This is a genomic window from Bacillus sp. 22-7, assembly GCF_010628845.1.
In the GTDB taxonomy this organism is placed as follows: domain Bacteria; phylum Bacillota; class Bacilli; order Bacillales; family Cytobacillaceae; genus Cytobacillus; species Cytobacillus firmus_B.
Genome location: NZ_NJQY01000021.1, coordinates 121350 through 146579, shown reverse-complemented (window position 1 = coordinate 146579; position 25230 = coordinate 121350). Strand labels below are relative to the sequence as shown.

Annotated in this window: 28 protein-coding genes; 8 read left to right on the top strand and 20 right to left on the bottom strand. The window is 39.7% G+C overall.

Features of this window, described 5'->3' with window-relative positions; all coding sequences use genetic code 11:
* Positions 1-190: 190 nt before the first annotated feature.
* Together CE058_RS16560 and CE058_RS16555 are read left to right on the top strand one after the other, a co-directional pair.
* A complete protein-coding gene (locus CE058_RS16560; RefSeq protein ID WP_061792329.1) occupies positions 191-580 on the top strand; it encodes a sporulation protein in 390 nt (129 codons plus the stop codon).
* Positions 581-815: 235 nt separating this feature from the next.
* Positions 816-1094 carry a YkvA family protein gene (locus CE058_RS16555; protein ID WP_095243428.1) on the top strand — a complete coding sequence of 93 codons (279 nt, stop codon included), beginning with the start codon at positions 816-818 and terminating at the stop codon, positions 1092-1094.
* A gap of 166 nt (positions 1095-1260) precedes the next feature.
* Here the strand turns inward: CE058_RS16555 and CE058_RS16550 are convergent, their stop codons facing one another.
* The gene (locus CE058_RS16550) at positions 1261-2196 is read right to left on the bottom strand and encodes a response regulator (RefSeq protein ID WP_163144165.1); all 936 of its coding nucleotides are present in this window, start codon (positions 2194-2196) and stop codon (positions 1261-1263) included.
* 5 nt (positions 2197-2201) lie between these two features.
* Positions 2202-3440: an ATP-binding protein gene (locus CE058_RS16545; RefSeq protein WP_163144163.1), complete on the bottom strand. Its 1239-nt coding sequence runs from the start codon at positions 3438-3440 to the stop codon at positions 2202-2204.
* A gap of 73 nt (positions 3441-3513) precedes the next feature.
* Between CE058_RS16545 and CE058_RS16540 the strand changes: the two genes are divergently transcribed.
* The 5 genes from CE058_RS16540 to CE058_RS16525 all read left to right on the top strand — a co-directional run bounded on the left by CE058_RS16540 (position 3514) and on the right by CE058_RS16525 (position 9210).
* Positions 3514-4491, top strand: a complete 978-nt coding sequence (locus CE058_RS16540) for a glutaminase (RefSeq protein WP_483297537.1) — start codon at positions 3514-3516, stop codon at positions 4489-4491.
* A gap of 143 nt (positions 4492-4634) precedes the next feature.
* Positions 4635-6062 (top strand): alanine/glycine:cation symporter family protein, encoded by a 1428-nt coding sequence (locus CE058_RS16535; protein ID WP_163144161.1) that lies wholly within the window; start codon positions 4635-4637, stop codon positions 6060-6062.
* Between the two features lie 72 nt (positions 6063-6134).
* Positions 6135-6257 (top strand): hypothetical protein, encoded by a 123-nt coding sequence (locus CE058_RS25125; protein WP_258751227.1) that lies wholly within the window; start codon positions 6135-6137, stop codon positions 6255-6257.
* A 304-nt stretch (positions 6258-6561) separates the two neighbouring features.
* Complete coding sequence (locus CE058_RS16530; RefSeq protein ID WP_163144158.1) at positions 6562-7536, top strand: BMP family lipoprotein; 975 nt, start codon at positions 6562-6564, stop codon at positions 7534-7536.
* A 12-nt stretch (positions 7537-7548) separates the two neighbouring features.
* Positions 7549-9210: a methyl-accepting chemotaxis protein gene (locus CE058_RS16525; RefSeq protein WP_163144156.1), complete on the top strand. Its 1662-nt coding sequence runs from the start codon at positions 7549-7551 to the stop codon at positions 9208-9210.
* A 214-nt stretch (positions 9211-9424) separates the two neighbouring features.
* On the opposite strand, the gene hpf is transcribed toward CE058_RS16525, so the two are convergent.
* The 10 genes from hpf to CE058_RS16475 form a co-directional block, all read right to left on the bottom strand.
* Positions 9425-9982 carry a ribosome hibernation-promoting factor, HPF/YfiA family gene (gene hpf, locus CE058_RS16520; RefSeq protein WP_048009852.1) on the bottom strand — a complete coding sequence of 186 codons (558 nt, stop codon included), beginning with the start codon at positions 9980-9982 and terminating at the stop codon, positions 9425-9427.
* Between the two features lie 227 nt (positions 9983-10209).
* On the bottom strand, positions 10210-10410 hold the full coding sequence (locus CE058_RS16515) for a YjfB family protein (RefSeq protein WP_163144154.1): 201 nt from the start codon (positions 10408-10410) through the stop codon (positions 10210-10212).
* A 29-nt stretch (positions 10411-10439) separates the two neighbouring features.
* Positions 10440-10817, bottom strand: coding sequence for a DUF8042 domain-containing protein (locus tag CE058_RS16510; protein WP_258751596.1), 378 nt, complete (start codon positions 10815-10817; stop codon positions 10440-10442).
* Positions 10818-10836: 19 nt separating this feature from the next.
* A complete protein-coding gene (gene fliT / locus CE058_RS16505) occupies positions 10837-11181 on the bottom strand; it encodes a flagellar protein FliT (RefSeq protein WP_163144150.1) in 345 nt (114 codons plus the stop codon).
* Positions 11181-11582 carry a flagellar export chaperone FliS gene (gene fliS / locus CE058_RS16500; RefSeq protein ID WP_163144148.1) on the bottom strand — a complete coding sequence of 134 codons (402 nt, stop codon included), beginning with the start codon at positions 11580-11582 and terminating at the stop codon, positions 11181-11183. Before fliS ends, fliT begins: the two co-directional genes overlap by 1 nt.
* 18 nt (positions 11583-11600) lie before the next feature.
* Positions 11601-13724, bottom strand: coding sequence for a flagellar filament capping protein FliD (gene fliD, locus CE058_RS16495; RefSeq protein ID WP_163144146.1), 2124 nt, complete (start codon positions 13722-13724; stop codon positions 11601-11603).
* A gap of 14 nt (positions 13725-13738) precedes the next feature.
* Positions 13739-14095 carry a flagellar protein FlaG gene (flaG, locus tag CE058_RS16490; RefSeq protein WP_163144144.1) on the bottom strand — a complete coding sequence of 119 codons (357 nt, stop codon included), beginning with the start codon at positions 14093-14095 and terminating at the stop codon, positions 13739-13741.
* A gap of 466 nt (positions 14096-14561) precedes the next feature.
* Positions 14562-16829 (bottom strand): CDP-glycerol glycerophosphotransferase family protein, encoded by a 2268-nt coding sequence (locus CE058_RS16485; RefSeq protein WP_163144142.1) that lies wholly within the window; start codon positions 16827-16829, stop codon positions 14562-14564.
* A 41-nt stretch (positions 16830-16870) separates the two neighbouring features.
* Positions 16871-18718 (bottom strand): glycosyltransferase family 2 protein, encoded by a 1848-nt coding sequence (locus tag CE058_RS16480; RefSeq protein ID WP_163144140.1) that lies wholly within the window; start codon positions 18716-18718, stop codon positions 16871-16873.
* Between the two features lie 82 nt (positions 18719-18800).
* Positions 18801-19952 carry a flagellin N-terminal helical domain-containing protein gene (locus CE058_RS16475; protein WP_163144139.1) on the bottom strand — a complete coding sequence of 384 codons (1152 nt, stop codon included), beginning with the start codon at positions 19950-19952 and terminating at the stop codon, positions 18801-18803.
* Between CE058_RS16475 and CE058_RS25270 the strand changes: the two genes are divergently transcribed.
* Positions 19952-20089, top strand: a complete 138-nt coding sequence (locus tag CE058_RS25270; protein WP_353618142.1) for a hypothetical protein — start codon at positions 19952-19954, stop codon at positions 20087-20089. The genes CE058_RS16475 and CE058_RS25270 overlap by 1 nt on opposite strands.
* A gap of 9 nt (positions 20090-20098) precedes the next feature.
* Here the strand turns inward: CE058_RS25270 and csrA are convergent, their stop codons facing one another.
* The 8 genes from csrA to CE058_RS16430 all read right to left on the bottom strand — a co-directional run bounded on the left by csrA (position 20099) and on the right by CE058_RS16430 (position 25195).
* Positions 20099-20329, bottom strand: a complete 231-nt coding sequence (csrA, locus tag CE058_RS16465) for a carbon storage regulator CsrA (RefSeq protein ID WP_163144135.1) — start codon at positions 20327-20329, stop codon at positions 20099-20101.
* Complete coding sequence (fliW, locus tag CE058_RS16460) at positions 20329-20769, bottom strand: flagellar assembly protein FliW (protein WP_163144133.1); 441 nt, start codon at positions 20767-20769, stop codon at positions 20329-20331. The genes csrA and fliW overlap by 1 nt, the downstream gene beginning before the upstream one ends.
* 15 nt (positions 20770-20784) lie before the next feature.
* Complete coding sequence (locus CE058_RS16455; RefSeq protein ID WP_163144131.1) at positions 20785-21348, bottom strand: DUF6470 family protein; 564 nt, start codon at positions 21346-21348, stop codon at positions 20785-20787.
* 55 nt (positions 21349-21403) lie between these two features.
* The gene (flgL, locus tag CE058_RS16450; protein ID WP_163144129.1) at positions 21404-22264 is read right to left on the bottom strand and encodes a flagellar hook-associated protein FlgL; all 861 of its coding nucleotides are present in this window, start codon (positions 22262-22264) and stop codon (positions 21404-21406) included.
* A gap of 13 nt (positions 22265-22277) precedes the next feature.
* Positions 22278-23840 carry a flagellar hook-associated protein FlgK gene (gene flgK / locus CE058_RS16445; protein ID WP_163144127.1) on the bottom strand — a complete coding sequence of 521 codons (1563 nt, stop codon included), beginning with the start codon at positions 23838-23840 and terminating at the stop codon, positions 22278-22280.
* 18 nt (positions 23841-23858) lie between these two features.
* Positions 23859-24338: a flagellar protein FlgN gene (locus tag CE058_RS16440; protein WP_163144125.1), complete on the bottom strand. Its 480-nt coding sequence runs from the start codon at positions 24336-24338 to the stop codon at positions 23859-23861.
* Between the two features lie 15 nt (positions 24339-24353).
* Positions 24354-24620, bottom strand: coding sequence for a flagellar biosynthesis anti-sigma factor FlgM (gene flgM / locus CE058_RS16435; RefSeq protein WP_163144123.1), 267 nt, complete (start codon positions 24618-24620; stop codon positions 24354-24356).
* A gap of 143 nt (positions 24621-24763) precedes the next feature.
* The gene (locus CE058_RS16430; protein ID WP_163144121.1) at positions 24764-25195 is read right to left on the bottom strand and encodes a TIGR03826 family flagellar region protein; all 432 of its coding nucleotides are present in this window, start codon (positions 25193-25195) and stop codon (positions 24764-24766) included.
* Between the last annotated feature and the right edge of the window lie 35 nt (positions 25196-25230).

Below are 25230 nucleotides of genomic sequence, written 5' to 3'. Positions count from 1 at the left end.
ACCACCGCGGTAAAGGCCCTTTTTATATACGAGCCCGCACCGCAGAACGTTTGACTTTATAAAATGGAGGAATAGGTAGAAGGAAAATTGCCTGAAACTTTATCATGATTAGCACGTATAGAAGGAAACAGCAAAACTGTGGTGTGAGCGAGCAGCTCCCCCCTATATAAAATTAGAGGAGAGATCTTTGTTGATTTTACGAAAATACATGTCAATGCTTGGAATAGGCTCTGCGAAAATTGATCTGCAGCTGCCAAAGCTACAATATTCACCTGGGGAAAATGTGAGCGGAATCTTCCTGATTGAAGGAGGAACCATTGAGCAGCAGATCAAGCGGATTGAGTGTGATCTGGTCATGACATCGCCTGAGGATGAGAAAGAGGAAGTGATCGGGACAGCGACCATTCTGTCCACCAAAGTCATTGAATCAGAAGAAACCAACAAAATGGACTTTAACTTCCAGCTGCCTGAAGACATTCCCTGCTCTGCACCAGACCGGATTTTTCAATTTAAAACAAGATTAATTTTTAACGAAGGCGTCAAAAGCGCCGATCTGGATAAAATCACGATTATTCGATAACCAATCCTAAGGAGAAAAAAACGAGTGTAACATATCCCCTCTTACCCTATATAAATAATTAAAAGAGGAGATTCATACCTAATTGAACACTTTGCAAAAGTGGCTAATTCTATTTACTTTTTGAAGCATACTTGAAACAAGCTATCTATCAGCTGCCACACTTGAGGTAAAAAACCCGCCGCGCATTCAGGTGGCAGCTTCCATTCAGCGAATGAACTAGAAAAAGGTGAACGAAATGAAGTTTCTCAAACGCATCAAATTTGTATTTAAATTTTGGAAGTTCCTGCCCTTCCTGAGGGATTACTTTCTATCACGGGAGGTATCAGCCGGCAAAAAGCTCTTTCCTGTTGCGGCCGGACTTCTTTATATCCTTCTGCCGCTCGACCTTGTGCCAGACTTCCTGTCGATTTTCGGCTTTACGGATGATATTGTGATTACATCTTTTGTCCTTCAGCAAATGGTGAAAATGGCACCGGAGTCATTAAAGGAGAAGTATAAGGTCCTGGAGGAATGAATGGATGACTGCTGCCCGGACTGCGCTTATGATTGAGAAACCTATTAAAAATTCAAAAACAGTTTTAAAATAAACTTCGAAACCCCCGTCCGCTAAATCGAACGGGGGTTTCTGGTTCATGCCGGCCACCCTGCTGCCAGAGCTTTTCCTGTTTCTGAAAGGGTCCTTAATGCGGCTCCAAATATAGAAGTTTTGCTTCAAAAAAAAGAACTTGAATATATCTTTTTGTATTGATTCGAGTTGGGGAGTGTGATGGTTTTGATTCATGCTTTAGATCTGTCATCTTTTGCCTGACACTTGTAAAATCAAAGAATTTGGAGGCGTAGCTTTCAAACTTCAGATTTGAAAAATCTGTAAGACCAAGTGAAGCCAAATGATTTAAGGATTGGTAAATCGCTCTGCGCACCCGTTGTTCAGATGCTTTAATTTCTTTTTTTAATTCCTGCTCTGTGTATGATGCGCCAAGTTTTCGTTTAGCAATGTTCAGAAAGATCTCTTTTAGGGGTGGAAATCCTTTTTCAAGCATATGATCCTGTTCATATTGATTTAAATAATCCAGCATATCCAATAAATCTTTACTCCCGTTTTCACCCGCTATTCCCAGTTCGGACAAAAGAAACTGACCGGAAGTTCTTATATTTTTTTTGTTATGCGGCGGGTTATTCCGCTCCTTAACTTGATCGAAAGACAACACATTATGCAGTGATTTTTGAATATCTTGAATCGACCTTTCTAATCGAATACGCTCGATCACCTTCCTGATGACAGTAATGACCTCGATCCTGTTAATCGGTTTTGTTATATAGTATTCAATGCCAAGTGCATAGGCTTCACCTATTAATTCTTTTGATTCCACTTGTGAAATCATGATTATTTTCCCCTTGAATGCCGGCTTAATTTGAAGTATCGTCTCTATTCCGTCCCGAATCGGCATTAACAAATCAATTAATAAAATATCGACGTTTTTCAATGACAGCATCGGCCCATTCAGCAATGCTCCGTCTTCAGCTTCCCCGGCTACCTCGCCAAGATCCTCATCTTCAATGATTTGGGAGAGCATTGACCGAACTGCTTCATCATCGTCTGTTATATAAAAAAGCATCACAATCACCCTTTATCAACTAATTGAATAACTGGTAAGCGGATAATAAAAATTAGCCCTCTTCCTTCTGGCCCTTCATGGAAAGTAATGTCCCCATCAAGCTGTTCGACAATTTCCTTTACATAGGAGAGCCCAATCCCGGTTGATGGGTTGCCGGCATCATCATATTTGGTTGTAAATCCCGGCATGAATAATAAAGCTTTTTGCTTAGGCGAAATCCCTGGGCCATCATCGCAAATCCTGAATTCAACCGAATGACCATGCCTGTCGATACTAATAGTGATCCTTCCCTTATTTTCAATCGCTTCCGCCGCGTTTGCGACGACATTATTAATAATCGATAGGACGGTGAAAACATGGTAATGAGGATGCGCCTGTTTAATCGTTTTCACGAAAAGAATGTCTTTTCCTAATAAATCAGCATATTTCTCATTTGCCCGCACGATGATATTCACCAGTTCATGTACGTCCATATAATCGGCGATGCTTTTATCCGAAATGAGTTTTGAAAGGCCAGAAAAAATACGCTGGTTATCTTTTTTCACTTCATGTACTTCACCAGCGATTTCCAAAGCTTTTTGGCGGTATTCCCCAACCGGGACAGAAACCTGTTTATCAATCCAGCCGCTTAAACTTTTGTATAAATCATACGATTTTTTCGTGATATTCTCAGTATTTTTCAGTGTCTTTTTTAAATAGACCGATTCCTCATAGAGATTGGATATGAGCATCAGCAATTGTTCATTCTGCTTCCGGATCTCCCTTTCCCTAGACTGTGCCTCATACAAGCTCAGCATATTGAAAAAGCTGATAACAATAAAGCTGTGCGACATCGCGATGACCATAATTCCATTAAGCGCAGCTGCTGTTATAGTTGTTCCCAATATAAAATATTGCGCGATCAGCTCCGCCAAGTCGGCCAAGACTTCAATTGGAATGCCCAGTAATCCGATGATCAGAGGCCGATTGTAAAAACGGCTGATTTTTGCAGCATAAACGAGACATGAAAAGATGAAATAAAAGAAAAAACTGGCGATATGGGCTTGAAAGGAGGAGATCCAGTCATTATGGTCTGATTCTGTAGTTTGGGATATAACATAATCAGTACAAAGGTGGAAGCGTTTCCAAAGATTATAAATTATCAGAACACTAAAAAAAATCTGGTTTTCCATAGTTAATGTAAAGCCAGAGCGGCTACGGCCATTCATATACCAGCAAAAAATAGATAGATTATTACATGTCATTGCTCTTCCACATCCTTTTCATCGGAACAAAAAAGATAGAAAGAGAGGATAAACCCTGATGTTCGAAATGATAATGAATAAGGAAACCCATCCTCCAGGCAATCTGCAGATGAATGGCCTCAATGAATGGGTCGCTTATTACCGTTCTTTTGCAGCTGAAGGAAAATGTGCAGCCTATATACCTGCTCTGGCAAAGACCAATCCGTCGGAGTTGGGCATTTGCATCATCGGCCCTGATGGAACGGTTATAAAATTTGGAGATTGGAATGTCTTTTTTACATTACAGAGTATCTCAAAAGTAATTAGTTTTATGGCTGCATGCATGGGCCGCGGTATTTCCTATGTATTAGAAAGAGTAGATGTTGAACCGACTGGAGACCCCTTCAACTCAATTATCCGCTTAGAAATGCACAAACCGGGAAAGCCTTTTAATCCCATGATTAATGCTGGAGCCATTACGGTATCCTCCCTTCTGCCCGGGGATTCGCCGCAAAATAAAATAGAATTTTTATTTAAATTACTGGAAAACATGCTGGGAAAACGGCCGGCAATTAATGAAGAAGTATTTCAATCCGAATGGAAAACAGCTCATCGAAATCGGGCGTTAGCCTATTATTTAAAAGAAACGGGTTTTTTAGAATTAGAGGTCGAGGAAGCTTTAGAGGTTTACTTAAAGCAATGCTCCATCGAGGTAAACACAGAAGACATCGCAATGATCGGGTTAATTCTGGCACATGACGGCTGCCATCCCATCCGCAAAGAACAACTGATTCCTAAAGAAGTGGCCCGATTAACCAAAAGCTTAATGCTCACGTGTGGAATGTACAATTCTTCAGGCAAATTTGCCGCTTTCGTCGGAATACCTGCAAAGAGCGGCGTTTCCGGAGGCATAATGGCACTGGTCCCTCCAAGGAATCGGCACGAAGTACCGTTTCAGGATGGATGCGGCATTGGGATTTACGGTCCGGCTATCGATGAATACGGAAATAGTCTAGCTGGCGTCATGTTATTAAGACATATGGCAGAAAACTGGGATTTAAGCATTTTCTAAAACGGATCATTTAGCATCCAACTGTTTTTCTAAAGTCTTGGGGTGCGCCTAACAGTTTGCTGCTTCTTATGACAATGAAGCAATTATTATATTTGGATAAAATATATTCGTTATTATTAAAGGAAAATAGGTGGATTAAATTTATGAAGGAACTAATCAACTGGCTGACTGCGGACTTTAGCAATTTTCTTTGGAGTTATGTGCTCATTATCATGCTGATCGGTCTCGGGCTTTATTTTACTGTCCGGACGAAGTTTGTCCAATTTCGCATGATCGGTGAAATGTTCCGGCTCTTGGGTGAAGGGGCGGTAAGTAAGAAAGGTATCTCATCCTTCCAGGCATTTTGTATCAGCACTGCTTCCCGTGTAGGCACAGGCAATCTCGCAGGTGTGGCCATAGCGATTTCCCTCGGCGGGCCTGGAGCGGTTTTTTGGATGTGGTTAATTGCCCTTATCGGGTCCGCATCCGCCTTTGTTGAATCGACATTAGCCCAAATTTATAAGGTAAAAGATAAAAAAACAGGGACATTCCGAGGCGGTCCGGCTTATTATATGGAAAAAGCATTGAATGCCCGCTGGATGGGCGTTCTATTTGCAATTATGATCAGTGTCACATTCGGACTTGCTTTTAACTCCGTTCAAGCAAATACGATTACTAATGCGTTTCATCATGCGTTTGGTTTTGATATGAATTGGACAGGTCTTGGGATTACAGCCTTTACAGCCTTCATCATTTTCGGCGGGATTAAACGTATTGCCAAAGCAGCTGAATGGATGGTACCCCCCATGGCTGGTATGTACATCCTTTTAGCTGCTTACGTGATGGCCAAAAATTTTGGAGAGCTTCCTCAAGTATTCTCCCTTATTTTCCAGAATGCTTTCGGATTAAATGAAGCGGTTGGCGGCGGAGTCGGAGCGGCCATGATGCTGGGAATCAAAAGGGGCCTCTTTTCAAACGAAGCCGGCATGGGAAGTGCCCCGAATGCTGCGGCCACTGCAGATGTAAGCCATCCTGTAAAGCAGGGCCTCATCCAGTCACTTGGGGTATTCGTTGATACACTGGTCATATGCAGCTGTACCGCATTTATCATTTTATTATCGGGTGTTTATACATCCGGTGAATCTAACGGCATCGTTCTGACTCAATCCGCTTTAAATGCCGAAATCGGGCCATGGGCAGCGATTTTTATCGCCATTCTTATTTTGATGTTCGCATTTAGTTCAATTGTCGGCAATTACTACTATGGTGAATCAAACATTTCATTTATAAAGTCAGGAAAAGGTTGGATAAACCTATACCGTCTTGCCGTAATTGGAATGGTAGCGTTTGGTTCTATGGCTCCACTTGACACAGTTTGGAGCCTGGCTGATGTCTTTATGGGCATTATGGCTGTAATTAACCTGGTTGCGATAGCTTTGTTGGGGAAAATCGCTTTTTCTGCTCTAAATGATTATCGGAAGCAGAAACAAGCAGGAAAAAATCCAGTGTTTTCTGTTTCCAATATCGAGGGTCTCAAGAATGTGGAATGCTGGGAAGCAGATGAAGAGCCAGCGTTAAAAAAGGAAGCATAAGATATTGCTATCAACAACCAAAATGCACTACATAAAAATGGAAACAATTATCTTGAAAGGTGGAAAATTTCCTTGTGGATCATTACGGTTCATTCAAAAAACAACATCAAAATGTATGAGTTTTACAATGAAAAAGAAGCAAAAGAAACATTCAAGAAAATCAAAGGGTGTAAGTTCATAACCGAAGTGATTTAATTTGTCAGGTAGGCAGTCCCGATTTTCCGCTTAATAAAAGAGACCGGTTCAAAAAGGGCGTTGAATGACGACCTTTTTGAGCCAGCTTTTTATTTTTGAGAGCATTTTTCCCTCGTTTTTTAAATGAATTACAACTTATTATTTTCCCCATCACAAAAAGACGGTGCTTCTAAAGTGATACTTTTTAGGTATCACTTTTTTTATTCCCTTCAATCCCCTCTATTAAGGTCTGACTTCAGACTAAATACCTCCTCATTTCAGCCGATATAAACTAAGGCTAAAACTTACAACACGGAGGTTCACCTTGAAAAAACTACTATCTTTTCTACTTATTCTCACATTGCTTTTATCAGCCTGTTCAGCAGCTGATCAAAGCGGAACGAAAAATAAAGAATATAAAATTGGCATTCTCTTATCAGACACTGGACTTGGAGATGAGTCTTTTAACGACTCTGCATTCCGGGGACTTGAGAAAGCGCGTGATGAACTGGGCATTCTGTTTGATTACAAAGAAGCGCCTGACGGAAATTTTGAAAAGCCGCTTAAAGAGCTGGTCAAAGAAAATCATGACCTGATCATCGGACTGGGATTCACAGCACAGGAAGCACTTGAAAAAACGGCTGAGAAATATCCTGACAAGCAATTTCTGCTGATTGATGCTGTTTCCGAGCTTGATAATGTGGTCTCACTTACGTTTAAGGAGCATGAAGGCAGCTTCCTTGTCGGAATGCTCGCTGCCATGACAAGCAAAACAGGCAAACTGGGATTTATCGGCGGTGTTGACGTGCCTGTCATCCACCATTTTGAAAATGGATTTGTACAAGGAGCCCAACACTTCAATCCGAAAATTGAAGTTCTGACGGAATACGCCGGAAGTTTTGGGGATGCCGCTCTCGGCGGAAAAATTGCTGAAAAACAAATTGCTGCTGGTGCTGACTTTATTTACCCTGCTGCCGGATTCACCGGTTTTGGCGCACTGAAAAAAGCCGAAGAAAAAGGTGTGCTTGCCGGCGGTGTCGATTCCGACCAGTATTTTGTTGCAGAAAAAGCCGTTGCCACCTCGATGGTCAAAAACATCGACATTGCTGTTTTTAACCTGGCGAAGGAATTGTCGGAAAACGGGAAAATCGAAGCTTCATCTTATGTATGGGGACTGGCAAAAGACGGTGTCGGCCTTTCTGAGATCCGGGTCGTCACCTTAACAGAAGAACAGAAAGCTGCATTAAAAAAAGCAACCGAAGACATAATCAATGGAAAAATCACAGTAAAAGCTGAATAAAGGAGTTCCAACATGACATTACGAAAACGCCTCATTATTGTCACGCTGATCCCGCTCGCACTCTCGGTCAGCATGATCGGCTTTATCATTTACCAAACACTGAACATCCAAAGCTCCGCTAAAGATGATGTGGAACTTCTTCTAAAAGTGAAGGACCTGGAGCAAAGCCTGGTGGTGACAAGCCAGTCCCTTGCCAATTACACGTACAATTCAAGTGACGCCAACAAGGACCAGGCACTCACCATGATGACAGGAGTTCAGGAAAACCTGGCTTCCCTCTCTTCGGTTGCCACAGTTCCAGAGCACAAAAAAATCATTGGCAGCATTGAAGGAAAGTATACAGAGCTATCGAAAGTTTCCACTGAAGCCTTCAACAAGGGTAACAAAGCGGAAATCAAGCGTCAGAGCATACGTATTTCCGGCATTTTAAATGATATGCACCTTTTAAAGAAGCGCACAAATGAATGGTATGAAGGCATTCTTCAGGAAACCAGCCAGAAAATCGCCTTTATCACGAATTCTTCCCTTATAGGAAGCCTGCTGCTTATTCTTTTATCAGCTGTATTCTCATGGATGGCAGCCCGAGGAATTACAAAGCCAATCAATGCGATTGTGGAAAAAGCAGAGAAAATTTCAGAGGGCGATTTAACAGCAGACTTATCACAGCTCATCTTTAAAGAAAACAGCCGCTATGAAGTGGATAAACTAACGGAAGCTTTTTCTAAAATGGTAGTGAACCTGAAAGGAACCGTGCAATCCATAGAAAAGGTCAGCCAGAATGTAAAAGGATTTGCCGGGGATGTGGCTTCCTATATGCACAGCTTAAATGAAAGCAGCAGCCAGGTGGCCGTTTCAACGGATGAATTGGCGAGAGGCAGCCAGGCCATCTCGGAAGACGTTCAGGCAACTGCCGAGTTAATGAGCGTGATGGGTGAGCAATTTTCAGCTGTCCACCAGTCGAGTGCCGAGAGTGCTGTGCAAAGCACAAAGGCATTGGAATCAGTTCACCATGGCAGAGTGTCATTAGAAAAACAAATGAAACTTGCTGACGAGATCTCCCAATCGTCTAATCATATTAGAAATTCAGTCAGTGAATTTGCCCAGTTCACCAAGGAAATTGAAGGGGCAGCTAACACGGTAAAAGATATTGCGGATCAAACGAATCTGCTGGCATTAAATGCGGCGATTGAAGCAGCCCGTGCCGGTGAAGCCGGTAAAGGATTTGCAGTTGTGGCAGAAGAAGTACGGAAACTCGCTGATTCTTCTTCCAAAGCAACCGACTTGATTGCGTCAATGGTCAGCAATATCCAAAATGGAATCAGCCATATTTACAACGCCACCGAGCAGGGACATGCCCTTTCAAAGGAGCAATCCCAGTCGATGAGCGAGACGGAACTCGTCTTTGAAATCATCTCTGAACATGTATCCGGCATTCATAGCCATCTGGAAAAACTAGTTGATGATATGAAGAGCTCCAGTGAGATGAGCCAGCAGGTCATAAGCGCTGTGGAAAATATTTCGGCCGTAACTGAAGAAACCGCTGCCGGGACGGAGGAAATCTCAGCTTCTACGGAGGAACAGTTACGCGCGTTTGAGCAGGTTATGGTGAAGGTGGAGCAGCTGAAAGAGATGACTAGTGTGATGGAGAGGGAATTGGAGAAGTTTACGGTTTAGGTTGGTTTTGGCAGTGTCGTTTTAAGCGAAGATGTGGACGCTGCAAATAGGTCGGGAAAACCTGCAAATAGAAAAGCGATATTCGCAAATAGAGCCTGATATCTGCAAATAGAAAGGCGAATTTGCAAATAGCCGGCCAATTCCTGCAAATAGCCCAATAGGAAACCCGCACCAAACGAAAACCCCGCCTCAGCAGCGGGGTTTTCATGTTTTATTATTGCGCTTCAATCAGACCATAGCGGCCGTCTTTACGCTTGTACACAACATTCGTTAAATTAGACTCTGCATTGGTGAACACGTAGAAGCTGTGGCCCAGCATGTTCATCTGCAGGATCGCCTCTTCACTGTCCATCGGCTTCAGGTCAAAGCTCTTTTGGCGGACAACTTCAAGATCGTTATCCTCCTCATCCAGTTCAGGTGGCTCTGCCTCATTTTCCAGCGCTGCAAACACAGCAGTCAGATTGCCTTTTTCGCGGAATTTGCGGTTCACTTTTGTTTTATGTTTGCGGATTTGACGCTCCAATTTATCGGTAATCAGATCAATCGCTGCATACATATCATCATGATCTTCCTCTGCACGAAGAACCAGGTTCGGCATCGGAATCGTTACTTCCACTTTAGAACGGTTATTGTTATACGTTTTTAAATTTACATGTACATTTGCATCAGGAGTTTCAGTAAAATACCTTTCTAACTTCGCAATTTTCTTCTCTACGTACTCTCTAATTGCTGGAGTTACCTCAATGTTTTCACCACGAATGTTGTAATTCATACGTGAACTCCTCCTTCTCATTATACAATGACAGCCTTTTCACTAGCGTTTACTGTGAAAATCACCAGTAATTCTGAAAAGGTAATGCCTAGTCTTAAAAGTATATTAAGACTATGTATTTATATTTCTATTTTACCCCTAAAAACTCCTGCTGAAACTGGTAAAAAGATTGAGAATATTTGTCGAATTGGTGACTTATATAAAAAATGAGCAGCTGATTTCACTGCTCATCCTTTTATATCAATATGACCGCCCAGATGGGGCTGGGCTGCGTGCTGGAGGGCCTGTACCTGAGACCCGCTCAACATCTTATTAATGAATTCCGCATTTCCTTCTGCCTGGTCCATGGCTTTTTTCATAACTGAGATGGATGCCTGCTGCTGGACCTGGCCTTGGGATAAGACCATAGACATTAAGGGGATATCCATGTGAACACCTCCGGGACTGTGCACCATATTCAGGATTGGATATATGGATTTAACTCCTGCTGAATATTTTTATGCCACTCTGCAAATGCAGGATAGAGCTTTTTTGAAATGATCTCCTGTCTAACAGGCAGATCATCGAAGTTCTGAATAAGCAGTTCAGCCTGATCGGCGACTGTACTGATATCAGCGATAGCTTTAAGCATGGGCTGATTGTCTTGAACAAGCTGGCTAAGCTGCTCATGGGCTGAAGCAACTTGAGGGAACGCCTGAAAAATATCACCGAGAAGCCGTTCTCCCTCTGTTTTACTGAAATCGCTAAAGCTCTTTACGATATAATCAAATGCTTCATCTATGGTATATAAAAGATCGCTGTATTCCTTCATGAAAAGGTACTGCTCTTCGGTCATAGTCAACAATGTTAGTCACCTATTTTCTTTTATCATAAAACATGCCGTCCGTTACTATGGATTGATAGGGATTAGCATATTTGCCGGTTGATTCCTTTTTAACGCTTAAGTCTTTGATGTCTTTTTGGATAAAAAGCTTTTCCCTTGTCATGAGCTCGGTGACTTTTGCATTTAGGCTGATGAGCCTGGCTCCCAAGTCCTTTTCAGCGTCTGAATATGGAGGAGCCATGCCAGCCATTGCCTGCTGGCGATTTCCAAGCAAATATTCAACCTGACTGATTTTCGCATCACGGTCAAGTTCTGCATCTTCAAGTAATTCAATCAGCTTTTGTGTGGCATCATAAAAGGTTTGTACCGAACTCACTAGACTGTCCCACCCTGCGAGAACTGCTTCTGACGGTTCACCTGGATGACTTCCTTCCACGTATCCCGGAACTCGGTCACCAGGCCTTCCACCTCAGCCAGTATGGAAGCATCATTTTTAATGTTAGCTTCCATTAATCTGCGATTCATGAAGTCGTACAAAGACATCATATTTTTAGAAACTTCGATGTCCATATTTAATGTAACCATCAGCTCCTGAATAATAGATTGAGCCTTTTGGATATTGGTGTTTTTCATTTCAATATTCTTTTCTTCAATGGCTTTCTTCGCCTGATGAATAAACTTAAGGCACCCATTATACAGCATCAGTGTCAGCTCTCCAGGAGATGCGGTATTCACTGAGTTTTGCTGATAGGATTGATATGGATTGCTTACTGCCATTTGTAACACTCCTTTTTCTTACATGCCGCCGCTAAATTGGTTCATAAGGAACATGGATTGCTCATTGGAACGTTGGATCGCTTTTTCCATGGCGGTGAATTGGCGCCAGTAGCGGTCTTCCACCTGCTTTAATTTATTTTCAAAACTATCAATCCGCTTGCCTACATCATTCAGTTCTCTGCCGATGGTAAACTGCTGATTGGTTGAAAAGCTGTTTCCCGCTTTTGTCTTTAATTTATCCATTGCAGCGTTCACCGTATCATATAGCCTGTGGGCAATCCCTCTCTGCCCGTCTGTCTGCCCTTCCCCTCTAAAAAGATTTTCAACAGACACAGGATCATCTTCGATTGCTTTTTTCAGGGCGGCTTCAGCAATTTCAAGCTTTCCGCCTTCTAAATAATTGCTGGTCGTTTTAATACCGATACTCGCCAGCTGATTATAAAGCGGAGAAACAAGGTCATTTGAAACGGGCTGATAAAAGTTCATACGCATCCCGGATAAAACAGACTGAAGTGTAGAATCCTTGCGCAAGAGACCGCTTTTCGCCCGCTCTTCCCATTGCTCCTGCTGCTTGTCTGAAAGCTGCTCACGCTGTTCATCGGTCAACGGGGTGTAGCTTCTATAGCGCTCTTCACCCGTTTTTTTCTGGATTTTATCGATCATTTCATTGTATTTATCCACAAACGCCTTGATATTATCAAAAACCTTTGTGGAATCATTGCTGACATTAATGCTGACCGGCTTATCTTCAAATGTCTGTTTAAGGGTAAAAGTGACGCCATTCACTTCAAATGTGTTTGAGCTCCGATTGGTAGCCAACCCATTAATCACAAATTCAGCATTTCTTCCTTCTTCTTTGACCGCAGCCCCTTTAAAGCGCAGAACATCATTCAGAAAGCTTCCGCTTGTAGTGATCTCAGCCCCGCTTTTATTAAAATCTCCCGTCTCTGTCCGGGTCATCGTCATTTGGCCTGTAGCACTGTCAAAGAACATGTTGACACCAGCGCTTGAAGCATTAACTTTACTAATCACATTATTCAGAGACTCACTGCCAGAAATAAGGAAGGAATCATGACGCTCCCCCTTAGAGGTGGAGGTATCAACAGAAAAGGCAGTGTATTTGTGGTCATACGCAATCTCCAGAGTCATCGTTGTGTCAGATCCATCTGCCGGCTTTTGCATATCGGAATTAAACGTGATTTTCCCTGTTTCGTAGTTAAGGGTGCCTACCACTTTATTGGCATCATCGAGTATTTCTCTTTCTCCATTTACGATATTGCCCATTGAAAAAGTTTTCTCAGTGGACGTTCCCGACGCTGTTTCCTTTATCTTAATGCTTTTCACTTCGTTCAGGGCACCTTGTGCCAATTGAATAGAGGAAGTGCTGCTTGAAATAGCGTGTGAACCCGTGCGTTCAGTAGCCACATAATCAATCTTAATGACACTCCCCTTTGCAGGTTCCTTCCCGAATTGCAGGGTTCCATCTTCTTTTACCAGCACTTCGTTCTCTTTTAAAGGACGGTTCGCCGCAGTCAATTCTGCCTCACTCAGCGCATTAAACCCGACTCCATTAACCTTTACACTCCAGGAACTGAGTTCACTAAGGTCCACTTTGGACATATCTCCGAAGCTAATAGCAGCTGGATCGGTCACGTTTATACTTTTATTTAAAACGGCACCATTTTTCCAAGCACTACCGACAGTGTTTCCACCTGAATCTGTATGATTGCCTTTATACATAAAACTGCTTTCCTGTGCATATAGGCTTTTACTTGAGTCTAAGGACTTTCCATCCGCTGAAATGCTGCCGCCGTTCACTCGAGTCTCAGCACTGGCCAGCTGTGTTACTTTTGAAATCGAGTAAGAAGACTGGCTGGCTGCACCGCTAGCTGTGGCAGTTACCATTGCTTCATTTGAAGAAGTTGTCAGACGCGAGCGATAACGTGTGGTCAGCTTCATCTGCGTCAATTCACTTCTAAAATCCAATAGGAGAGAATTCATTGTACGGTAATCATCCCGCTGCCACTCTAATACTTGTTTCTTCTGCTTTAACTTATCAAGAGGCATCCGTTCTGCCTTCATTAGATCTGATACAAGCTGGTCAATATCCATCCCGCTCGCCAGACCTCCGATTCTAACCAATTCGAATTCCTCCTTTAAATCTTCTTATCTACCATTAACCCAACAAATTCCGTCATTGCTGCGTACATGTCCAGCATTTTTTTTGATGGGATTTCCTTTACGACTTCCTGGGTAACATCATCAACTAGTGTTACGTAATATTCATTTAACTCTTCATGAAGAACAAACTTTAATGAGGTGTGAGAAGCTTGTAAGAACTTGTTCATGCTATCGACTACTTCTACAACCTGGTTCCCCTTTTTTGTTTCTCTGCTTTGAAAAAATAATTGAGTGCTAACATTTTTTTGATTTTTGGAAAATTCATTACTTAAAATTGTGTTTGCTGTTCTGGATGTAAGAGATATTTTTTGAGATGATATTTCATTAATCATAATTATCCCCAACTTTTTATAATGACTTATCAACGTTTATATCGGATTAGATAGAAGGAAGTTAATATATATAACATTATTTGAGTAATAATTTGAAGATCATAGGTGTTAAAAACTTCTTAATACACTTTTAAAGATTAAGTACAACTAAGACATTCGATATCTTGTGGAGTGATTCAAGAAATTAATAGCAAATCCATCTTATCCAATAAAAAGGAATCCTAGTTAAACTAGAATTCCCTAATTTATTTCTATAAAAAAGAATTAACTCTATGTCTGTCTAGGCACTTCTAACCTTTCTATTCTTGAAATATTTTACGAATCTTCTCTCTATAAAATATTAATTACTTCCAAGTTTTATTATATTGGAAATGTCAAGCTCTCATTTGTACTCAGGTGGTCCACCTTATTAAATGATAATATTATTACTTTTTTAATATTAGATCTATGTTATAAAAGTGATTTTTCAAGTGGTTATCAGATTCCAAATCCTGCTCGATGATTTATCATCCTGATAAAAGTGTATTAATTCTTTTAATCTATCCCTCTCTATTTTATAATACTCTCTTTTCTGCAGAGAATTTATAATTTCCATTTGGAGATCCTTTTGAGAGAGCACTTTAGGGCCTGGTGTAACTTTTTCATATTCAAAGATTAGTCCCCTTTTTTGTTTATACACGGCAAGATCAGTGGGTGTGAAAATTATTGGTTTATCAAGTAGGAGAAAATCAAAATAAACAGAAGAATAATCAGTAATAAGTAAATCTCCCCCTCCTAATATTTCGTATAAATCTAAATTATTTTCTTCAAGCACTCTATCAGTTATAAAATTAATGTAATCAAACTTCTTAATATCATTTAGTAATAATACTTCTTCAGCAGGGTGTAATTTTACAATCAATTCAAGTTTATTTATTCTTAGAAAATCTTTAAATTCTTCATTATTAAAATCATCTAAGTCAAAGACATTTTCCCATGTCCTCTCTCCTTCATTAAGTCCTTTCATAAAGCTATACCTAAAAGTAGGCAAATAAAATAAGCACTTTTTTCCTTGAAGGTCTTTATTTAGGACTTCAGAAAGATTTTTCTTATCAGTTTTTCTTAAAAGAAAATCATTTCTAGGGGATCCTGTAATGTAGTATTTATCTTTGTCTGTTCTTATACACTCATTCATTTTTTCTGAAAATAAAGACGAATAAGAAGCTATAAAGTCAACATTTGACCATGTCTTTCCTATACGGTTAATATTTAAGTCGGTCTTATCTTTAAACCCCATAGATTTAAGAGGAAACCCATGCCATAATTCTATAACCTTTTGGTCAGGATAATAATACTTTTTATCTAATATAAAGTTGCCTTCAGTTGTAATTACCATATCACTATTAATTATTTTAGTATAAAAATCTTCTTCATTGGTTTGTTTTAATAATTCTATATTATATTCATTCTTTATAATGTCTGGAATATTTTTATATAATGCAATTGAATTAGAACCGCTGAAGTTAGTGTAAATAAGAGAAATATGTTTTCTGGGATTTTTTTCGATTTTTCTATGAAAACTGTAATCTGTTACATCTTCTTCTATTATTAATTCGCTGATTAACCATATACCATTTTTCTTTATTAAATTTATATTACATAAGAACTTTTCTTTTATTTCTTCATAATTTAATGTTCCTACATTAACTAATAAAAACTTTACATGAGCAGTATTTTTCACCTTATCAACCTTAGTAATCTTTACATCATAGACATTAGCTTTTACTATCGCCTCATCATTTTCTTCATTTTCTTTTTGCTTTTCGATTGAATAAATAAACTCTTCAGTAAAGAATTCCCTCCATTCAAGGTCCTTACTAGAATCTGTACCTAGATTCTCTATTCCTTTAATAACTGTGTTTATAATTTGCTCCTTATCATCCAAAGGAAGAAACAGGTCTGTTTCTTTAAAGTAATTATTAGCATTACTTAAATCGGAATACCTGTATATATGAAATGCAGGATAATTTGTATCTACAAACAAACTTAAACCTAGAGCTTGTGCCCTAATGCAGAAGTGCCTGTCTTCACCCCAAAAAGAAATATTTTTTATCTCATTAAAATTTACTCCTGCTTTGATCGCTTTCTTAGAAATTAAGGTACATGCACCTAACCCTCCGACTTCGTAAACGCCTGGAACTCTTAACATATTAATGAAGTCTATGTGCCGCTTGGTTTTTTCCTCATCAGTAAGATTCTCTCCACTTTTCTTATAGTATTGTTCGTATTCATCAAACATCCATACTTGGGGAAGCTCAGGCAAATCTGGTTGCCACTTTGTCCAAAATATATTTGATACTATATCCTTTTCCGACTGAATTAATTGTTGCAGAGTATAAGGATGTAAAATTAAGTCGGAATCTAATAAAAAGAGAAAATCATAGTCACCTTCACAGGCTTCCTGAATTATTTTATTTTTAAAGTTTGCTACCTTCCAAACCAAAGTATCATTCCAATAGTGGGTTTGTTCATTAGTAAAATAGCTATCTTCTTTATCACCATTTATTATCTTTATATTCTTTGGCTCATATGCGAATCTCTTTAGTAATTCCGTTGACTTTTTATCGATATTGTCATCAATAAATAAATAATGTATTTCCATGTCAATATTATTTAATCTTTTAAGCGAATTAAGGAAAATTTCTAGAATTTGGGGTTTTTGATGGATGGGACTACCAATTAATATCTTCTTCATATATCACCAGTTCCTTAGTAAAAAATCCTTTTACTACTGAGTTAAATTTCTAATAACCAAATGTAATATTGGTTCAAGTCTTCTTTGTTGTATCCTAGATTTTGGGCTTTGATAAAATTTATATATGCTTTGTTTTTGTCATTTAATTGATAATAGCAAACTCCTAACTTAAACAACACATCTCTCTCATTAGAAAAAACGTTACTTTTCAATGTCTTATTAAACCATATCTGCGCTTCCTCAAATTTCCGTATATTAAAATATAAATTTCCTATATTTTCAAAAAACACTTTCTTATTTAATGTTAATTTATTTAGTAAAAGTTCAATTGCTTGATCTTCCTTTAGTAAACACAACTCCCTAATTATATTAATTACTGTATCTTTACTTGTTGAATTATAATCCTCTTTACCTAACAAGCATTTTATTATGTAACATAATTCTTCATCTTTAATTACCTTCAAAGTATCTTTATAGTACTCTTTTTTGTCTAAGACTAAACAAGTAATAAATAAAAAGATTTCTAGTTGTTCAACTTGGTGTTTTCTCAATAAGTCAAAAATTAGATTATATGCCTCTTCAAATCTCTTTAATATGAGCAATGTAATAACTATTGTTAGGTCTTCCTTTTCAAATTTTTTATTCCAAATTTCTTGATAATAAATAACAGCTTCGCTCTTTAATTGCGATAAAAATTTCACAAGAAAACCCATATCTTCAAGGCTATCATTATGATAAATGGTGTTTATCAGGTAAATAAAATCCGCTATATTTATATTGTGACTAATATTTATTAAAGCCAGTAGACTTTCTTGGTTGTATTTATTTTCCTTTAAACTTAACAAAAAGTATTGGAGTGCAGAATCTATTTTTTTCTTTAAAATCATAAGGTTTCCTAATTCTTGATATACAACATCTTTATACATATAGAAGTCATTTAATAGCAGCTTATTAAATTCATCATTCATTTCTAGCGATGTAAGATAATCTGAGATAGCCTCATCATACATAGATAACTTTTTATATAAATCTGCTCTTAATCTTATAATTTCTGGATGATAGAAAAATTTATCTATAGCAATTGACATAATGGTTCGAATCTCATGTAAGGAGTATTTAGGATAGAGCTCAAGCATTCCTTTAATAATAAATACATATGGTTTATGAGCAACTAGTGATTCAAATATCTGATTATTTTTGAGTGTTTCATAACCGTACTTTATTGCTAATTCATGATTACCCAAACTACTATGTGTAGCGCTAAGATAATAATAGGTCATACCATCAACTTCATTAGATTCAAGCTGCTTTTCAAGTAATACTAGATTTCTTTTAAATTTAGCTATTAGATTCTCCCCAACTTTATATCCTGTATGAAATATTTTCAAATGTAGATTTGATGGATTTAACGCATTTAAGATGCTACCATTATTCATAGGTTTTTCGTGTATTGAGCCTATAAATCTAATGCTTTTTCTATTTCTAAATATCCTTATAGCGGGGTTTTCGCTTATTACTCTCCCGTTGTAACCATCAGTATGAATCATTTTAACGTTTAAAGCGTCGAATAGCTTATTACTATTTATTTGGTTCAGAACATTTGGTAATAAATTCGCTGTTTCCTTGTCAAAGTATTCATCAGCATCTAAAAATACTATCCATTCTCCTGAAGCTTTTGATAATGCGAAGTTTTTGGCCTTTGCAAAGTTATTATCCCAGTCATAATGATAGATTTTTGCTCCATGTTTATCAGCAATGTCAATAGTTCTATCTAAAGAACCTGTGTCCACTAATATAATTTCATCAGCAATTTCTTTATAACTTTGAATAGATCGTTCAATATTTTTTTCCTCATTTTTGGTAATTACACACGCAGAAATTTGAACCATTTTCTTTCTTCCGCTCCTTAAAATTAAAGAGCCAAAGTAAAAAATACATTGGCTCTTTATAAAAAGTATAGGTTGTAAAAGATTATCTTAAAAGTTGTAGCACACCTTGAGGCTGCTGATTTGCTTGAGCCAACATTGCTTGTGCTGCTTGAGAAAGAATTGAGTTCTTAGTTTGGTTCATCATCTCTTTTGCCATATCAACATCACGAATGCGAGATTCGGCAGCAGTTAAGTTCTCAGAAGATGTTCCTAGGTTGTTTATTGTATGCTCTAATCTATTTTGGACCGCTCCCAATTTGGATCTTTCTGATGACACTTTATTAATTGCATTGTCTAGAGATGTAATAGCTGCACTAGCCTTATCTGCACTTGTTACATCTAAGCCCTCTGAGCCATTTGCAACCCCTAAATCGCTTGCTTTCATACTAGAAATACCTACAAGTATGTTTTGGCCGCTATTAGCACCAATTTGGAAGCTAATTGATTTAGATACATCGGTGGTTGCAGCAGCTTGTTTTTGAACACTAATTGTAAAGCTTTCACCTGCTTTCATGTTACTTAAATCTGCAAGTGCAATAGTTGTTCCAAAGCCCGTTAAGTTGGATAAATCCGTTGCAAGTGCTACAGTTACGCCATTTGGATCAGAAACTCTAAATCCACTAGCTGTACCAGAAGCCTCTGTTACCCGTGTAATAGTAATTGAACCTGTTTTGTTTAGTGCATCTGTATATGTTCCAGACACAGTTGCAGTAATAGATGCACTACTATTGTTTTGAATTGTAACCGAACCATCAATTTTATCTGTTAGACCAACTTTACTTCCGTCAAGTAATTTTTGAGTGTTAAATTCTGTTGTATTCGCAATACGATCAATCTCTTGTTTTAGTTGGTTTACTTCTTTTTGAATTTCATCTCTATCATTAGTAGTATTTGTATCATTAGAAGCTTGTACCGCTAATTCACGCATACGTTGAAGGATATCGTGAGTTTCATTTAATGCACCTTCAGCAGTTTGAATCATTGAAATGCCATCTTGGGCATTTTTAGATGCTTGATCTAAACCACGAATTTGTCCCCGCATTTTTTCAGAAATAGCCAGACCAGCAGCATCGTCACCTGCACGATTAATACGCAGACCTGACGAAAGCTTCTCCATAGATTTAGATTGCGCGTTATTAGAACCATTCAACTGACGATAAGTATTCAACGCCGCAATATTATGATTAATTCTCATTGTTAATTTCCTCCTTGAGTATAAATCCCACATCCATGTGGTTGTTTTACCAACCAGCAGAAAAGTCGGCCGCCTTTTTGCTGTTCAGCTTTACAATGGTTATATCGACTTATTTTGGCAGGTGTTTAATAGTTTAGAAAAATTTTTTATTGCTTTTTAAAAAAGCTGCTCAAACTTTCAATTGCACTAGTATCCGTTTGAGTAGCGCTGCTGTTCTCCTGCTGAATGGATAGGTAAATTTCTTTCCTATGTATATCCACATTTTTCGGTGCACTGATGCCCAGCTTTACCTGGTCGCCTTCGATAGAGAGGATTGAGATTTCAATATCGTCACCAATCATGATCGATTCTTTCAGTCTCCTTGTGAGTACAAGCATTATCTCTCCCCCTGTTCTTGAGGTGTCATGATTCTATGCTTGGTCTGGTAAGTTGTTTGATTAAGAATGACTTGTTTGCCTAGCTTTTTTGTATGGTTAATGACTAATGGAGCCTGCAGGTTAGCGGTTGTATTATGGAATGGCTCTCTTACCGTCAAAATCGCAAAGACTGCCACATCTTTATCTGATTGTATTTCTAACTTTTCTAATACCTCTTCTGGCAAATCAAACTCATACTGTGGAAATAGTACAAACGGATCTGTCACAATAAAAGCCACCTCAGTTGTTTTTACTGACTGCATCACAAATAGCTCTGTCCCTTCAAGAGGGAGAATATAAAATTCCTTCTCGTCTAAGAACCCCGGTATCCCGGATGGAAAATAAATAATGTCATCCTTATTAATTTCTTGCTCACCATGAAACTTTGTTTGAATATTCATCTTTTCACCTCATTGCTATATGGTTAGATTGATAAAATCAACGCTTAGGCTATTTTTCTCAATAATCTCTGAACTAACTTTACCTGGCGTATAGTTATGTACCGGCTTTCTGATTTCAACCTCAATCTTCGGCTTTTGCGGCTGGGCCTCAATGTTTACTTTTGTTGGTTCGTATTGGATTTTTACACTATTATGAGACGGTACCCAGCCAATATTAAACTGCTTGGGAGGACCTTCGCTGTTTTCCTTGGCCTGATAGGCGATGGGAGTGCCGCCGTTTTCAATTTTCATGAGTTCTGTTCCCTGTGCAGCCCTTCTCTCCATCCCTTTTAGCCATTCCTGATACCCGTTTTGGGCAAACTCTTCTATTCTTCTGCCAACACTTTTTAGGTCGACGTCCTCTCGTGCCTTTGTCTGATCGATAGTCAGCTTACCAGGGATTGTTTCGATTTCCAGGATGGCTTTAGGCTGCTGGATGGATTGAATGGCAGGGGGCTGTTCAATTTCCTGAACCGGTTTTTCTATTTTTAATCCCATTTTGATAAAGTTGGATTCCAGCCTGATCTGCGGCACGTTCATGTTAGACACCTCTTTTATGAAAAAAAGCTATCTCCTAAGGATAGCTTTTCATTGATTATCTTAAAAAGTCGGTTAAGCTCGGCTGGATGATTCGCGCCCCAACGCTTAGTGCTGCCCGGTGGATGCTTTCCTGGGTTGTAAGCTCGATGATGGCCTTTTCCATATCGATGTCTTCATTATCGGAAAGGATTCTTGTTGAGAAGACTTCCTGCTGGGAAAGGCGGTCCTCCATCAGCTCGACCCGATTCTGTTTGGCACCAATCAGGGCACGGGCAGATAAGAAATTATCTATGTTTTTATCCACACTTTCAAGCATGTCCCCAACGGCTGGGTCATTCGTTTCGAGCGCTGTGATTAGCTTTTGAATATCTCCATCATCGCTGAGCATATCCCCAAATATAGCTTTACCTTCCGTGTTAACAGGAATCTTGATTCCTGAAAAAACCTCTAGCTCAATGGTTCCGCTTTGAAAACCGGATTCAGATGGCTTTACGTTTGTCTGATTTCCATTGAAAATATACTTTCCGCCAACTTGTGTATCTCCGAGATTCTGCAAATGCTCTTTAAGCTGCTTTACCTCTTCAGCAACAGCTTTACGCTGATCTTCTTCCAGCGTGCCATTGCTTGCCTGGAGAGTAAGTTCCCTTATTCGCTGCAGGGCCAGCACCCCTTTATCCAGAGCATCATCGGTACTGTCAACCCAGTTTCTCACTTCCCCAATATTTCTGGTAAATTGCTGAACCCGGTTTAAGTCCGTACGATAATTCATCCCCATCATCGCAGCAACTGGATCATCCGATGGCTTGGTAAATTTCTTTTGCGTGGAAATTTGATCCTGCAGCTTGTCCATCCTGCTGTAGCTATTGCTTAAATTGCGAAGCATGTTATTTGATAGCATCGATTGTGTTACGCGCACTCTATTTCACCCTTTATCTGCCTACAACGCCCATGCCGTTGATGATTTTGTCGAGCATTTCATCAACCACAGTGATATTGCGGGCCGAAGCATTGTAAGCATGTTGGAATTTAATCATATTGGTCATTTCTTCATCTAATGAGACTGCACTGACGGATTGCCTGTTTCGGTCTACTGAATCTGCCAGCACCGCGGAGTTTTTGAGATCCTTTTTAGCACTCTGAGAGTCTACCCCTAACCGTCCGATAATTCCTGAATAATAGGAATCTAGGCTTCCATTCAGCCTAGATTTTTCATCATCTGTCAATGATGTATAATCACTAAAGCTTTTCTTCCTTAAATCAGCCAGCAGCTGAGCATTTTTGTTATCACCTGATGCTCCGCCTTTTTCTGCTGCGGCGGCAATTTTAGATGAGTCATCAAGCAATGCTTGATTTACTTTCATGCTTTGAGCGGGATTTTTCTCATCAAACTCGAAAAAGTCCAATCCGGAGATTGTATCTGCTCCAAGGGCATATCCATTCTTATGAATCTCATTGAATTCCTTGGCAAAAGCAGACGCCATTCTATTCAGCTTCTCGAGCATTTCAGGGTAAGCTCCCTTTGCAGAACCACCTGCTTCATAACCATAGCTGTTAATTAAACCGGTCAATTCACCGGATAAAGTCTCAAATTGCGTAAAGGAAGTGGATCCAATCTTTAATCCTGTTACAAGTCCGCTGTCTTCGCTTTTTTCAAGCTCCAGCTTGTTTGTGCCAACAATCCCACTCTCTTTTGTTACAGATATGAGGTTAATTGGCGGATTATAGGATTTTCCATCCTTTTGCACAATCTCGATATTATAAAGGCCCGCTGCCATCGGCTTGGCATCTCCATATGTATTCGGAACCACACCGCTCACTTTCACGTTAACCAATTGCGAAAGACTATCTACCAATAAGTCCCGCTCATCATACAGATCATTTGGCATGTATCCGTGCGGCTCAACAGAGGCGATCTGCTTATTCAGATGATCAATTTGCGCGACAATCGCGTTAATTTCATCCACTTTCACATCAACCTGATTCCCAATATCCTCCTGGACCCGTGATAGGGAATTATGATAATAATTCAGTGTATCTGCAACCATCTGACCAGTAGCAGCCACTACATCCCTGGCTCCGGTGTTTTCAGTATGGCTTGATAAATCCTGCAGCGCATTCCAGAACTTTTCCAGCGTACTGTGCAATCCATTCTCGGACGGTTCATTTATGATTTCTTCCATCTTGGTTAAAGACTCGCTCATGGCACCATAATAGCCCATTTTTGTGTTTTCGGTTCTATATTGCAGATCCAGGAATGATTCTCTTATTCTCTGAACTGTTCCCGCCTCAACACCCGTTCCCATTTGACCGGGTATTTGCGGGCGGTTCATGCCAACGCCCGGGTAAGGCTCGGTTTGTGCGAAATTAATGCGCTGCCTGGTGTATCCCGGCGTATTCGCATTTGAAATATTATGACCTGTTGTATATAAAGCACTTTGCTGGGTGAACATGCCGCGGCGGGCTGTTTCAAGACCCATGAAAGTTGAACGCATGTTTGTTCCTCCGTTCTGCTACACTTTCGAGTTGAAAATTCCTGGATTCATCTTTTCAGAGTTCTTTTTGGCAGGCGGGCCGTAGTTCATCGTTTCAGGCTGCGGCCTTAATAGATTTATAGAGACATTCACAAACTGAAGGGAATGATGAACAAGCTGCTGGTTTAGGAAGTTCTGCTCCTTCAGTTCGTACACCAGCTCAGCAAGCTCCTCCGTGATAGCCTCCAGCCTGAGGAGATCAGGCTGTGTGAGGAGATTTAAACAATCTGATACGGTTGGGCTTTCCAGCATAGGTACGATGGAATTTGCCGCTTTCTCCCGTTCTTTATCCAATCGGCTGATAGCCGCAATATGAGCTTGTTCATCCTTGAGCATCTGGTTCAGGGCGTCCATGTCGCCGGTCTTAATAATGTCTGTCTTTTTAACTGCGAGTTCATAAAGGCTTTTATGAAGCTTTAGCAGTTTCTCCATTGCTACAGTAAGTGCTTCGGCTGACATGCCTTCCCCTCCTCATTATTTCTTCGTATAAAAACTAGCGATGCTTTTCGCGACTTCTTTTGGGTTGATTTTATAGGTGCCGTTCTCCACCTGGATTTTAAGCTCTTCCACCTTTGCTTTACGGTTTTCGCTCAGCTGTGATACCTGCTGCATTTCCTTTGCAGTAGTGCTGATTTCAATTTTATCTGATGCCGTTCTGGCTGGTTTTCCTGCATGTTCAAGCTTGTTCAGCTGGCGTTTGTATGGGTTCACGCCTGAAGGACCAAAGTTATTGATTTTCATGTGTACCCCTCACTTTCTTTCCGGTCGATTTAACCTAAGTTTATTATCGGCTAATGTGGCGGTTTGTTTAAATGTTAATTGAAGTTTGGCAAAAAATACATAGATAAGCCTATAGAAAAAGCTATGTGAATGGGCCACATAGCTTAAAAACGCCTATTAATTTTTTCATTTACGGCAAAATAAGTACCTTGTTTTTCTCTTTGTACTGCTTCTTTTCTTCGTTCTTCATCAGCTGTAAACTGCTGAAGGTCCTTCCTCAGTTCCACTGCACAGTTGCCGCACAGCTTGCCTTCCCGGATGCTTGTCCAGCATTTCTCGCAGGGATACCCCAAATTTGGAAATTGCGCGAGCTTCAAGCGGCCGGTCTTAATAAATTTAATGATGAGTTCCTCCACGACTCCGGTCGCCTCGACAACCTCCATCATCTTCGCTGTCCTGTTTTCCCTTTTCCGGATAAACTGGTAAACCGTCTCATAGGCCCTCTCTTCTTCTTTCCAGCATTCCTGGCAAACGTCGCGGAATTGATTTTTCACATAAATCGCATCACATTTCGGGCAGTTAGATAACTCAGCCATATGATTTCTTCCTCTCTCAGTTTGTGATGAAATTA

Coding starts and splice junctions, on each gene's coding strand:
- CE058_RS16480 (WP_163144140.1), bottom strand. CDS start 18,718: ATGGTTCAAATTTCTGCGTGTGTAATTACCAAAAATGAGGAAAAAAAT.
- CE058_RS16510 (WP_258751596.1), bottom strand. CDS start 10,817: ATGACCGAAGAGCAGTACCTTTTCATGAAGGAATACAGCGATCTTTTA.
- fliS (WP_163144148.1), bottom strand. CDS start 11,582: ATGGCAGTAAGCAATCCATATCAATCCTATCAGCAAAACTCAGTGAAT.
- CE058_RS16550 (WP_163144165.1), bottom strand. CDS start 2,196: ATGCTTTTTTATATAACAGACGATGATGAAGCAGTTCGGTCAATGCTC.
- CE058_RS16430 (WP_163144121.1), bottom strand. CDS start 25,195: ATGGCTGAGTTATCTAACTGCCCGAAATGTGATGCGATTTATGTGAAA.
- hpf (WP_048009852.1), bottom strand. CDS start 9,982: ATGAATTACAACATTCGTGGTGAAAACATTGAGGTAACTCCAGCAATT.
- flgK (WP_163144127.1), bottom strand. CDS start 23,840: ATGCGTTCAACTTTCATGGGTCTTGAAACAGCCCGCCGCGGCATGTTC.
- fliW (WP_163144133.1), bottom strand. CDS start 20,769: ATGAATATTCAAACAAAGTTTCATGGTGAGCAAGAAATTAATAAGGAT.
- CE058_RS16485 (WP_163144142.1), bottom strand. CDS start 16,829: ATGAAGAAGATATTAATTGGTAGTCCCATCCATCAAAAACCCCAAATT.
- flaG (WP_163144144.1), bottom strand. CDS start 14,095: ATGATTAATGAAATATCATCTCAAAAAATATCTCTTACATCCAGAACA.
- csrA (WP_163144135.1), bottom strand. CDS start 20,329: ATGCTTGTACTCACAAGGAGACTGAAAGAATCGATCATGATTGGTGAC.
- CE058_RS16455 (WP_163144131.1), bottom strand. CDS start 21,348: ATGAACGTGCCGCAGATCAGGCTGGAATCCAACTTTATCAAAATGGGA.
- CE058_RS16475 (WP_163144139.1), bottom strand. CDS start 19,952: ATGAGAATTAATCATAATATTGCGGCGTTGAATACTTATCGTCAGTTG.
- CE058_RS16540 (WP_483297537.1), top strand. CDS start 3,514: ATGAATAAGGAAACCCATCCTCCAGGCAATCTGCAGATGAATGGCCTC.
- CE058_RS16535 (WP_163144161.1), top strand. CDS start 4,635: ATGAAGGAACTAATCAACTGGCTGACTGCGGACTTTAGCAATTTTCTT.
- CE058_RS16555 (WP_095243428.1), top strand. CDS start 816: ATGAAGTTTCTCAAACGCATCAAATTTGTATTTAAATTTTGGAAGTTC.
- CE058_RS16515 (WP_163144154.1), bottom strand. CDS start 10,410: ATGGATATCCCCTTAATGTCTATGGTCTTATCCCAAGGCCAGGTCCAG.
- CE058_RS16545 (WP_163144163.1), bottom strand. CDS start 3,440: ATGACATGTAATAATCTATCTATTTTTTGCTGGTATATGAATGGCCGT.
- flgM (WP_163144123.1), bottom strand. CDS start 24,620: ATGAAAATCAATAACTTTGGTCCTTCAGGCGTGAACCCATACAAACGC.
- CE058_RS16440 (WP_163144125.1), bottom strand. CDS start 24,338: ATGTCAGCCGAAGCACTTACTGTAGCAATGGAGAAACTGCTAAAGCTT.
- CE058_RS16525 (WP_163144156.1), top strand. CDS start 7,549: ATGACATTACGAAAACGCCTCATTATTGTCACGCTGATCCCGCTCGCA.